The organism is Weissella sp. LMG 11983, from assembly GCF_025908495.1.
GTDB classification, from domain to species: domain Bacteria; phylum Bacillota; class Bacilli; order Lactobacillales; family Lactobacillaceae; genus Weissella; species Weissella fermenti.
The window spans coordinates 1,212,407-1,225,268 of sequence record NZ_JAOZFD010000001.1 but is presented as its reverse complement, the minus strand read 5'-3'; the positions used below and the strand labels follow the sequence as shown (position 1 = coordinate 1,225,268).

At 51.6% G+C, this 12,862-nt stretch carries 5 protein-coding genes; all 5 read right to left on the bottom strand.

Translation table 11 applies throughout. The features are described from left to right. Nucleotides 1-6: 6 nt before the first annotated feature. Nucleotides 7-1,107 carry a hypothetical protein gene (locus OIT45_RS06265; protein ID WP_199403926.1) on the bottom strand — a complete coding sequence of 367 codons (1,101 nt, stop codon included), beginning with the start codon at nucleotides 1,105-1,107 and terminating at the stop codon, nucleotides 7-9. Then, entirely contained in the window at nucleotides 1,058-6,355 is a 5,298-nt protein-coding gene (locus OIT45_RS06260) for a beta strand repeat-containing protein (protein ID WP_264339925.1), read from the bottom strand. The genes OIT45_RS06265 and OIT45_RS06260 overlap by 50 nt, the downstream gene beginning before the upstream one ends. A gap of 14 nt (nucleotides 6,356-6,369) precedes the next feature. Continuing rightward, nucleotides 6,370-8,883 carry a hypothetical protein gene (locus OIT45_RS06255; RefSeq protein WP_264339924.1) on the bottom strand — a complete coding sequence of 838 codons (2,514 nt, stop codon included), beginning with the start codon at nucleotides 8,881-8,883 and terminating at the stop codon, nucleotides 6,370-6,372. A 3-nt stretch (nucleotides 8,884-8,886) separates the two neighbouring features. Continuing rightward, complete coding sequence (locus tag OIT45_RS06250; protein ID WP_264339923.1) at nucleotides 8,887-11,070, bottom strand: lectin-like domain-containing protein; 2,184 nt, start codon at nucleotides 11,068-11,070, stop codon at nucleotides 8,887-8,889. Nucleotides 11,071-11,339: 269 nt separating this feature from the next. Then, a complete protein-coding gene (locus OIT45_RS06245; protein ID WP_199403928.1) occupies nucleotides 11,340-12,854 on the bottom strand; it encodes a glycosyltransferase in 1,515 nt (504 codons plus the stop codon). Nucleotides 12,855-12,862: the final 8 nt, after the last annotated feature.

Genomic DNA, 12,862 nt, shown 5'->3' with positions numbered 1-12,862 from the left:
GTCTGCTTACGCATTTGAATTAGCTGTCGAAGCCGTTACTGCGGCACTTGAAGCATTATCAGCCGACGCATTCGCATCAGCCGTTTGCTTACCAGCATCACTGGCAGCCTGACCGGCATTTTCGGCATCAGTATTCGCTGCGTTTGCATCCTCAGTTGCACGGTTAGCCTCGTCTTGGGCTTGAGCTGCCGTTTGAGCATCTGCCAACGCTGACTTAGCCTTTTCAGCTGCCAAACTAGCCGTCGTTGCAGCTGATGAGGCAGTTGTTGCAGCACTTGAAGCCGTTTCGTTAGCTGTTGTTGCAACAGCCATTTCAGATGCTGCCGCTGATGACGCTACCGAAGCAGCTTGGGCGGCTGTTGATGCCGCCGTTGAGGCTGCTTCAGCATTTGACTGATCACCAGCTTGAGCATATGAGCTTGCGGCGCTTGCCTGATCAGCGGCAACGGCCGCTTGCGATGCCGCTGTTGAAGCATACTCACTTGCTGCTGTTGCGGCACTGTTAGCATCTAGAACCGCTTGACTGGCCGTTTCATTGGCTGCTATTGCCGTTGACTCTGCATCACTGGCTACCGCCGCTGCTGACTGAGCCGCGCTATTTGCCGTTGAAACGGCAGTGTTATCTGGATAACTTGACGCAATATCTGCCGCTGCTGAAGCGGCTAATTGGGCGACAGAATTGTAATTAGTTGCTGACTCAGTTGCTGTGTTCGTCGCATCGGCGTTTGAGGCAGCATCTGATGCGGCAACTTCGGCATTGTCCGCGTCGCTACCAGCTTGCTTAGCCTGGTCGCTAGCGGTCGTTGCATCCGTCCCTGCCGTTCCGGCAGCATCCGCTGCTGCGGTTGCTTGGTCACCAGCTTGGGCGTATGAACTTGCATCAGCTGTCGCATCGCTCGCTTGTGACGCTGCTGTAGCCGCTTCACTTTGAGCTGATTGGGCAGCAACCAAAGCGTCACTAGCGACACTTGCGGCTGAACTTGCCACCTTGGCGGCTGATTGGGCTTCAGACAATGCTTGTGCTGCTGCGGTCGAGTTCGTTGCGGCAGCTGATGAATTACCAACTTGCGATTGCGTTTTGGGCTGTCGCAGTCGCCGACTGTTCATCCGCGACACTTGCGGCTGATTGCGCCGTACTGTTAGCAACCGATGCCGTCATCGCTGCCGATTTAGCAGCAACAGCAGCTGATTGCACAGCACTGTTATTTGCGTAAGCAGACTCTGATGCCTTAGCACTTGCTGAAGACGCTGCTTGATCAGCCGTTGACTTTTGAGTCGCAGCTGAACTTGCCGCGTTATTAGCTTGTGAGGTCACATTCGCAACATCACTCGCTGTTTGTGACACATTATTTGCCGTTTCGCCAGCTGATGAGGCCGTCGTACCAGCCGTCTGTGCATCCAATGCTGCACTGTCGGCATCATCTTGTGCTTGAGCAGCTGTTTGCGCATCTGCTAACGCTGACTGAGCCACGGCAGCTGCCGAACTAACATCACCGGCGGCCGAACTAGCCACAGTGGCAGCGCTATTAGCCACCGAAGCAACACTTGAAGCTACTAGCAATTCAGATGCAGCTTGTGACGCTGCAGTTGATGCGGCAGCCGATGCCGAACTTGCGGCTGATGAGGCCAATGATGCATTAGCCAAATCACCGGCTTGGGCATATGAGCTGGCTGCACTAGCTTGATCGGTTGCGATTTGCGCTTGCTTGTTAGCTTCGCTGGCAGCCGATGTTGCGTTTGACGCAGCATCATTAGCGGCACTCGCTGCTGATTGGGCAACGACATTTGCCGATGACACAACTTGCGCAGCTGAGTCAGCGACGCTTGCCGCGCTTGATGCTGTGCTATTCGCTGTCGCAATCGCACTATTAGCTGGATACTTCGTTGCGATGCTTTGTGCTTCGCTCGCTGCTGATTGCGCAATTGCATTATCAGCAGTGGCGTTCTCAACACTGACATTAGCGCTATCGGCTGCTGTATTGGCGCCACTCGCTGCTGACGTTGCATTCGTTGCATCGTCCGTTGCTTCTGAAGCTGACGAACCAGCGGTTACCGCATCGCTACCGGCCGTTCCAGCGGCATCGGCTGCTGCAGTGGCATCACTACCAGCCGAAGCATAAGAAGTTGCATCAGATTGCGCACTCGATGCTGTAGTTGCAGCTGAACTTGCCAAAGAATTAGCTGAACTTGCTGTATCCGCTGCTGTTTGTGCGTCTGCTTGGGCACTTGCCGCTGTTGAGGCAGCTGAACTTGCCAACGCAGCATATGATGAAGCAGCTGAACTTGCCGCTTGGGCTGCACTTAAATCACCCGCCTGGGCTGCTTCGCTCGCTTGAGAAGCAGCCTGACTTGCTGCTTCGGCTGCCGATGAGGCAACCGTCGCAGCTGAATTAGCGGTGTCTGTTGCTTCACTTGCCGCATTTTGGGCATTTGAGGCAACCGTGGCTGCTGATTGGGCAATGCTATTCGCTTCACTTGCTTGAGAGGCTGCTGTTGATGCCGCACTGGCGTTAGATTGCACGGCACTGTTGTTTGCATAGGCTGAGTCGGCAGCCATAGAAGCTGCCTCGCTTGCGGCCGTTGAGGCAGTTTCAGCTGCAATCGCGGCTGAACTTGCCGTTGATTGTGCTGCGTTATTTGATTCAGCCGTCTCCGAACTTGTCGATGCTGTTTCAGAGGCAACATCACCGGCCGTAGCGGCTGAACTTTGTGCATCAGTTGCACTGTTCAAAGCACTGTCGGCGACATCTTGGGCTTGAGCAGCCGTCTTCGCTTCAGCTAGTGCCTGTTGTGCTTCAGACAACGCTTCACTAGCTACGGCGTCCGCACTTGCAGCGGCGCTGGCAGCTTCACTAGCCTTTATCATTTCTGCATTAGCCGTCGAAGCCGCACTGGCTGCTGCTTCACTAGCGGCACTAGCTGCTGCTGCCGCTGAACTTGCGGCCAAACTAGCATTAGTTGCCGCACTCAAATCACCAGCTTGCGCATATGAGGCAGCTAATGATGATTGTTCAGCAGCTGTTGACGCAGCTGCATCCGCAATGTCCGCTTGCTTATCAGCCTCTGATGCTGCTGCAATCGCTGCATCTTGTGCTGTTTGAGCATCCGATGCGGCTTGAATTGCATCAGCCTTGGCTGAATTTACCTTATCGGCGGCCGACTGAGCCGTCGATGCAGCCGTTGAAACCGCCGCATTATCCTTGTATGCACTCGAAGCCAAAATATTAGCTGCTGATTGGGCAGTTGTATCAGCATTCGACGCTGTTGACGCGGCTTGTTCAGCTGAAGATTGCGCATTATCAGCATAGCTAGCAGCTGAATCAGCATCATCTACAGCTTGATCAGCGCTGGCGGCAGCACTATCTGCCGAAACAGACGCTGCAATGCCATCTGTTGCCGCTCCTGCTGCATTATCTGCAGCGCTAACAGCCGTTGCCGTTTCAGACAAGGCCGTACTTGCGGCTGTAGCAGCACTATCAGCGGCACTTGAGGCCTGATTGGCAATTGTTGCATATGAACTTGCAACTGATGCGGCATCCGATGCGGCACTAGCGGCCAATTGCGCATCACTCATCGCTGCCGCTGCTGCGGTTTGTGCACCGGCTGCGGCCGTGGCGTAACTTGCGGCGGCCGACTTATCACCAGCGTTAGCAGCACTTGAAGCCAATTCAGCATATGAACTTGCAGCGGTTGCAGCTGAACTTGCCGTTGACGCGGCTGTAGAAGCTGCTTCTTGCGCAGCGGCCGCGGCACTAGCAGCATCCGATGCAGCCGTAGCAGCGCTATTTGCTGTTGTAAGGGCATCGTTTGCTGCCGCAGCGGCACTAGTAGCCGCTGTAATCGCACTTTGTACTGCGCTGTTGTGCGCATAGGCCGAGTCATTTGCCAAGTCGCTGGCTTGTGAAGCATACGATGAAGCAATTGCGGCTGTTGAAGCAGTCACTTGTGCCGTTGATCCAGCACCACTAGCGGCGTTTTGGGCATTCGTCACTGATGAACCGGCTGCGTTAACTGCTTCCCCAGCAGATGCGGCGTTTTCAGAAGCCAATGTCGCTGCGTCATTCGCATTGTTGGCTAAATCAGTTGCGGCGGCAGCATCAGTCGCCTGTAATTGGGCAACCACTGCCTGATCAGCAGCTGATTGCGCCGTCGCTTCGGCGTTATTAGCTAGATCAGTTGCCGATTGCGCTGCCGATGCAGCTGCGGCGCCTTCTGATGCGGCTGTTGAGGCAGCTGCTGATTGATTTGCAGCGACTGTTGCAGCTGAACTTGCGGCTGATGCAGCTGAACTTGCCGTCACGGCATCGCCCGCATTAGCTGCCGAACTGGCAACTGACGCTAATGAAGCAGCTTCTGATGCGGCCGTTGACGCAGCCTTTACTGCAGAAGCCACCTTATCTGACGCTTCACTAGCAATTGATTGTTGTGTGGCAGCTTCTGATGCAGCTGACTGGGCAACCGCATCCGCACTATCCGCCGTTTGTTGGGCAGCACTAGCCATTGATGCAGCTGACTTCACGGCGTCGTTGTCAGCATAAGAATCAGTCGCAGCAATACTTTGTGCAACACTATTCGCTGAACTTGCCGTTGACGCTGCCGAATTAGTGACATCAGCAGTTGACGTTGTATTTGTCACCGCATCATTTGCCGTACTCGTCGCATCCCCGGCCATACTTGTCGCGGTTCCCATATCAGCAACCGTGTCGCTTGCGGCACTAGCTGCTGAACTTGCGTTAGTCGCATCTGCTACTGCCGACGCGACTGTTTGCGCATTTGCCAAAGCTGTTGCGGCAGCCGTTGACGCTGCTGTTGCTTCTGACATCGCTTCAGAAGCCATTGTCGCTGCACTATCTGTCGTTGACTGATAACCATCCGCAGCAGCGCTTGCCACTACCGCGGCGCTCGACATATCAGTCGCTGTTTGCGCAGCTGTTGAAGCAGCGTCGGCCGCTGAACTTGCGGTCGCTAAATCACCGGCTTGCGCTGCTGAACTTGCGACTGACGCCAATGATGCTGCTGTTGATGCGGCATCAGCAGCCGTCTTAGCCATCGAAGTCGCATTCGATGCTGCTTGTGACGCCAAACTATCAGCGTATTCAGCATACGAATTTGCATCGGCTGCTTTTTGTCCCGCCGCCACAGCATCAGTCGCAGCAGTAGCTGCATCTGATGCTGCTGAAGCCATCGCTGAGTTACCGGCATAGGCAGAGTCAGCAGCTAATGATTTAGCTGCACTGGCTGCCGTTGAAGCACTTGTGGCCGTCGTTGTCGCTGTTTGGGCCGACTGACTTGTGGCAGTACTTTGTGCGGCAATCGCACTTGAAGTTGCATTCACTTGATCAGCGGTTAAATCAGTTGTCGTTGCGACTGAACTTGCCTGGTCAGCCGAACTTTGCGCCAAAGCTGCTTGTTCAGAAGCTTCTGCAGCTGTTTCAGCAGTGGTCAATGCATCGTTAGCCGTTTGCAAGGCACTTTCGGCAGTGGCCTTCGCTGAATCAGCTACTGCAGCAGCTGAGCTCGCTGCACTGGCAGCGGCCGTAACATCTGTCATTGCGGTCGCAACATCTGTTTGTGCCGATTCAGCAATTGCTTGTTGTGCAATCGCTTCTGCAGCGGCTGAACTAGCAATGTCATAACGACCTTCTTGGGCAGCTGAACTAGCGACTGCATAAGCTGACTGTGCAGCGTCATTGGCTGCTTCGGCAATGGCTGTTGCGCTATCAACTACCTTTTGTGCATCAGCCAAAGATGCTTGGGCGTCATTAGCTGCTGAAGCGGCTGATTGAGCCGTTGACGCTGCAGTAGATGCAACCGTTGCGGCTGATACAGCCACATCATTAGCCGATTGAATCGTTGCATTACTTGCGTAGGCTGAATTATTAATTAATGATCCAATTTGATCCGCAACTGAACTGGCTGCCGTTGCGGTTGACTTGGCGTCTGCAGCTGAACTAGTTGCGTTCGTTACATCTACCGTAGCGTCAGACATTGCAGCCGTCGTTTCAGCTTGACTATCCGTCGCAGTCGTCGTAGCTTCATCTGCTGCTGACGCGGCTGAACTTGCCTTCGCTGCTTCATCAGCAGCCGAGGCAGCCGTCATCACTTGATCGGCTGCAGAAGCTAAATCATCACGAGCCGCGTCTGCATCAGCTGCATAGCTCGATGCTTGCGCAGCTTGACTTTGAGCAAGCGCAACCGCACCAGAAGCAACTGTTGCGGCACTTTCGGCAGCTTCACGGGCACTATTTACCAATGTAGCTTGTGAAGTTGCTGCCTCAGACATCGCCACTGCTTCACTGTAGTTACCAGCTGACAATAGCGAATCCGCAGCCGCAAACATTGAAGATGCTAACACGGCTTCAGAAGCCGCTACTGATGCTGCTGACGACGCAACAACCGCCGCTGAGATGAAGCGCGGTTATATTGTGCAGTCGCATCTGAAGCCGCCACACTGGCACCAGCGTTTGCAACACTAACTGCCGTGGCAGCGCTTGAGGCGTCAGCAAAGGCTGATGACATCGCTGCGTTAGATGCGTAACTTGAGGCTGTTGCCACACTAGCCAGTGAAGCAAGACTGTCAGTTGCGTTGCTATTCATATTAGATGTCACTAATGCATCAGAATTGGCTGCCGAAGCCGCTGAACTTGCGTTAACAACAGCCTGACTTGCATTCACGTTAGCAGTTGAGGCAGCTGCTGAATCAATATCAACAGCGATTCCCGTGTCACCAGTCTTACCATCAACTCCCGCGGCAGCTGAAGCGGCTGTTTCAGCCGATTGCGCAACAGATGCGGCATTTGAAGCAACGACCGCCAAACTAGCGGCGTTAGATGACGCGACTTCCGCGTGAGCCATAGCTGAATTGGCGACATCCGCAGCGCTTGAAGCCGCAGATGCTGCTTCGCTCGCAGCACTAGCCAACGTTTGCGCGTCGGCAGCGGCTGATGTGGCTTGCGTAATATCACCAGCGGCCATGTATGAATCAGCAGTCGAAGCGGCTACTGATGCAGCCGTTGCGGCTGAACTTGCCTGCGTTGCAGCGTTACTTGCCGCAATCGCAGCTGAACTAGCTTCACTTGCAGCAACATTTGCGGCACTTGAGGCCTTAGCCGCCACACTGGCAGCATTTGCAGCGGTTGCAGCTGCACTGTCAGCATCCAAAGCAGCCTTGGCGACTGCTGAGTTACCAGCTTCAGATCCAACCTTGGCATAATCCAATGCGGCTGATGCATTGCTTGCAGCACTATTTGCAGCGTCCGTTGCACTAGTCGTGTTCGTTTGGGCATCACTAGCCATTGAAGCTGCTGATTGGGCATCACTAGCGGCCAAATCCGCATTTGCGCTAGCGGCTGATGCTGAATCCAACGCCGCACTCGCTGCACTTGAGGCAGCGTTAACAACATCAATCGCCGACATCAGTGCAGTCAATGAATCAGCCGCTGCATTCGCACTAGAAAGTTGTGTCGTTGCGACTGTTGCCAGTGAGCTAGCGGTTGACGCAGCCGTCGATCCCGCAGAAGCCGCCGAACTAGCTTGAATAGCGGCTGCACTTGCTGTCGCTGATGCTGACGCAGCCATTGAAGCTAGTGTTGAAATTTGGTTCATCAATGATTGTTGTGAACTCAATGCGGCTGAAGATGTTAATGACACGTTAGCTGAGATACCAGCTGCTACCGTCGCCAAACTTGAGGCTGCCAGCGCGGCAGAACTTGCCACGCCAGCCGCACTCGCGACGACTGAGGCAGCGCTTGAAGCTGTTGCGTTCTGTGCAGAGGCAACACTTGCTTGCAAACCAGCCGCGGCATTAGCTGAAGCAACCAAACTAACCGCCGTCGAAGCGGCACCGGCTGCACTTGCCACTGCTGAATTTGACGCATATGAACTTCCGGCAGCTTTTGAGGTCACATTAACAGCCGAACTCGTTGCTAACAAAGCTGAATCAGTCGTGCTGTCAGCTGTAATCGCACTAGCGTTTGCCGTAGATGCTACCTTAGCGGCATTAGAAGCCGTGATTGAATCGGTCGACATATTCGTCGCTGCCGTTTGCGCGGCACTATTTGACGCAGTTGCAGCCGACATCGTGATGCTAGTTGCAACAGAGAATGCGCTGCTAGTAGCTGTACTTGCCATTGAAATGAACACGTCAGCACCATCCGTAGCATCAGACACGTAACTATCAATATTGGCCAAATAACTATTGCTCAAATCCTTCACAAGACTAGAAACAAGCACACTTTGCTTATTGTAGACCGAGTTGTAAGCCGAGCTTGCTGAATTCATAAGTACTGTGTATGAATCCACCGCACTTGCATTGCCGTTCGTGTTAGCTGAAGCTGCCAAAGCGGCATAACTACTGTAGGCATTTGCTGCGCTTTCCATCGAATCAACACCAGCATCAACCATCGATAGCAATACTGCACTCGAAGCCACGTTAGCTGCTGCCGTCGAAGACGTCATCACAAATCCCTTGGTTGCGCCAGAAGCCCAATTGCTTGCCGTTGAGGCACTCTTATTCGCCACACTCATCATCTTGTCACTCGAGTAAGCACTTTGAGCAGCCAACGATGAGACCACCTTTGAATATGAAGCTACAACCGATTCACCCGATTGCGCGTATGAAACCGCGACTGATAATGAACTTTGCAATTGCGCAATTGAACTAAGCGCCGTTGCAAGTGACGTTCCCGGATCAGCTACTGACAGAGCTGGTGAATACACAACGTTTGGTGCAAAATTCTGTGACTGGAACGTACCGTTCACTGCAGTTCGATCCATAATATAGCCAGAAACTGATGCCACAGAATAAGAATAGCTGGCTCCGTTAACACCAGTGAGGGTTACAGCTGAAGAAGAGGTCGTAATCCCTTGCGAATCCACGTACAAGAGTTAAATCGTCAATGATCGTTCAGCAATCGTGTTATACAAACTCGTCGTTGCTGATTGGGCACTCAACGTCTGCAATTGTGCAGCTGAAACTGCTGCAATCGCTGAACTTGTCACAACCATCAAGCTCTTAGCCGCACTGGCATAACTTTGTGCGAATGACACTTGTTGACTATATGATGCGGAAGCCAAACTAAACGATGCAATCGCATCGGCCGCTGATGACACTTGTCCTGCTGCGGCCATGCTTGAAGCGACAGCTAAATAAGATGACGCTGAGGCTGACGTGATTGCCGCCGCAGATTCAACTGAAGACGTTTGGGTATACATGTTTGATGCAGCTGAGGCAGCCGACTTGGCAATCGACGTATTCGTTGACGCCACAGCATTTGCACTACTTGCAATAGCTGCAATCGAACCGATGCTTGATGCAACAGAAGCGACTGATGAATTGCTACTGTACTTTGAAGCTAGTGAGCTGGCCGATGACGCTGTTTGACTAGCTGATGAGGCTTCAACGCTTGCTGAAGAAGACTTCGCCGCACTCGTTGCTGACGAAATCATTGAACTTGCTGACGAGGCATCTGATGACGCTGAATTAGCAACACTTGAAACCGCACTAACCGACTTTGGCAAAACCGTTACCGTCGCCATTGAATTTGTGGCATTACCAGCCGCATCAGTTGCTGTAATTTGAACTTGATAAGTGCCTGCTGAAGCGGTATTGATACTACCGCTCGTCAAACTAGTCGTCACCGCCTTTGGTGAGTTGTCACCCAAAGACGTCACAAGGCGGGTCACCATGTCCGAGCTATTAATCGTCTCGTTTTGTTGGTAAGTCACTGTATTAATCAATGACATCTTCGGCGCTTCAATATCCTTATATTGAATTTGAATATTATTGCTTGCCGTAGCCGACGTTACTAACAAATTAGTCGTCGATGCGACTGGACCACCGTTATTCGTATTAGCCGCATATGAAACGGCCACGGCTGAATAACCGGAAATGCTTGGTGCAGCAAAGGTTGTCTTAGCGTTCGTGGCTACTGGCGTCGTTGCACCTGTAATTCCGACAGCTGTCCAGTTATCCGCTGTAAAACTCGTTGCTGATAGCAATGCTGATCCGGCCCCATCAACATACGTCACATTAACTGGTGTTCGTGCTGCAGTGGCTGATACACCCGCCAAAGAACCCGTAACCGTTGCCGGTGTTGCTGTTCCGCCGTTGTTTCCGACCATTTGCATCACAACGTTGCTTGGTAACGAAATGGTCTGGGTAACCACTTTTTCACCTTGTCCACCATTCATTGCAAGCTTCATCGTCCCCGTCACAAACGCGCCGGATGTGCCAGTCGGTGTCCAATTCACTGTATATGAAATGTTTGCTGAATATGATGTTGATGAATTAAAGTTTGTCAGACCAGAGAACAACGATTGAACTGAACTGGCATTTGTATTCGCGATAAATGATCCAGCTGAATTCGTTTGTCGGATACCAACCTGGTCGATTTGCCCCTTACCATTATTTTCAATAACAAACGCCGTATTTGGATCAACACCACTGTCATGCCACAAATCGACACCAACCGTCGTGGCATTGGCAATGCCATTAATCCCGACATTGCCTCCGTTCGCACCATACGAATTACCTGCTGCGTAGGTAGGCGCAAACATCAGTCCAATAAAGTTTCCAGCTGCATAATTGGTCGTTGAAAACGCCCCACTCACAGCAAAAGCGCTTGTGGCAGCGATGGTAGTGTTATATTGCACGGCACCACTAGAACCATTCATAATTCGGTATCCCGAACCACTCGCGACCGCGGTTCCGCCAACAACGCGCATATTTGCATTCGCTGATGCACCAGTCAACGTGCCGTATGTCGCTGCGCTCGTCACTGACGCAACCCCAGCATCCGTCACTGTTACCGCAGTTGTCGTGTTAACCGCAGCCGTTGCAGCCGAAGCGGCATACGCAACACCACCGCCAATAGCCTCTCCTGCAGTTTGGTACACATCCGACATTAACGTCGTGACCTCTTCGGGCGCCATCGCCGTGGCACCACCAACGGCCAAGGCAGTCATACCGGCGATAACCCAGCGCTTTTTAGACTTGTACATCTTTTTATGTGTCTGCGGTTGTACACGCGCTTCGTCGGCCAACTTTTGTTGATAATCTTCTCGACTCATATCTTCATCCCCTCTATATAATCGATTTCATGATGAAAGTTCACTATTTCACCCTGCATCGCCAGTTTCTCAAAAAGATATGGTCGTTCTAACATCATCCGCCCCAAGATTTTATGAATAACTCGCGATTAAACACGCTAATCAACATTCCGATTAATCGTACTTTGTTCAATTTTAGTTGATAGTTATGAATAAAGCGCTTACAAAGTTTCGGGGATGACGGCAATAAAAAAAGATTTAAACCCGCAGGTTTAAATCTTTCATCGTTATTATTGTAATGCGGCTTGCCAAAGTGGCATCATCTCAGTAGCTGAGAAGGTTTGTGCCTTGCGGTAAGCACCTTCAGAAAGGGCTGCCCACAAACCAGTATCTGACAAAATTGCCGTTAAGCGATCCGCCATATCACCATGCGCACCGGCTGGCACGATATAACCATTCATGCCGTCATCAACCAGTTCCTTCGTACCGTACGTAATATCATAAGATACCACTGGTACACCGTAACTCATTGCCTCAACCAAGTTCATACCGAAGCCTTCAGCAACTGACGTTTGGACAATTGCTTGAGCCTCAGTGTAGGCCTTGGCCAAGTTTTCACCAGTCACATAGTCACCGAAGATAACATTTTGCTCAACATCCAATTGCTTAGCCAACGCCTTCAATTCATTCAAAATATCGGCGTTAGATGGATAACCGTGGAATGCCAACGTTGCGTCTGGAATTGACTTTACCACACGCACCAACGCACGAATTGCTTGGTCTGGACGCTTCTCAGGTGAGAGACGACCAACATAAGCAATACGGTGAGCAATACGTTCTGGCAACTTCACATGATCAGCAGCCAAGTGGGCATCATCCACAAAAGTGTCTGGCGCAACGCGGAACGTCACACCTGGGTAACGCTTTTGCAAATCTTGTTGTTGTTCAACGGTTGGGACCAAGATAGCATCAAAATCCTTAACGCGACGTTCCAAAACGTTCAAGTAGGCATCGTAAAGCTTACCGCGTACCGGGTTCTTTATATCAGGTGTGTGAATATCGTGCAAAACCGCAAACTTCTTTGCCGCAAATTGCACATCCGCTACCACGTGGTCCAAACTGCGACGATCTGAAACCAAGACAGAGCCTGGGTTTTCATTCGTTAACTCATTCAAGAAGAACAAGAACATTTGGTCTTCCGTATTGAAGCGCCAATCACGACCCTTGTAGTTCAACAACTTATACATCGTTGGCAAAATGTTGCCATTCACGTTCATGTGCATCACTTCAATCACCGGCACGCCATCTTGGTTCAAGAACTTTTGAACCGCAAGTGCCCCATTTGGATGGAAGTAATCAACAGATGACTTAAAGCCACGCCAATCATAGTTTTCACGCGCCGTTGTGTTACCAAAGCGGTCGTAGTAGAGAATATCATTCACTAGACCAACCGTTGCTGGCATAACATTAATGCGGGCCAATTCACGACCAGCATGATTAATCGTTGAGTAATTTGGTCCGTGACCCTCAATGTGATATTCATCCAATGGAATTTGGTCCAACAAACGCAAAGGTTGTTCCTTGCGTTCAACGGCCGTCGTGCCTTGGAAGAAATCATACATATTAAGCACTTCATCTTGGTTCAAACCGATTGATGCCGCATCACGCGCCAAAAAGCGATTGTAATTACGCGTCACATATAGTGCCGGTTGTCCTTGGGCATTGAACAACTTCACTCGCTTCACTTGTGAGTGCTCAGTCCCTGAATTAAATGTAAAAACATTTTCACTAATAAAATAATTCATTGTTCACA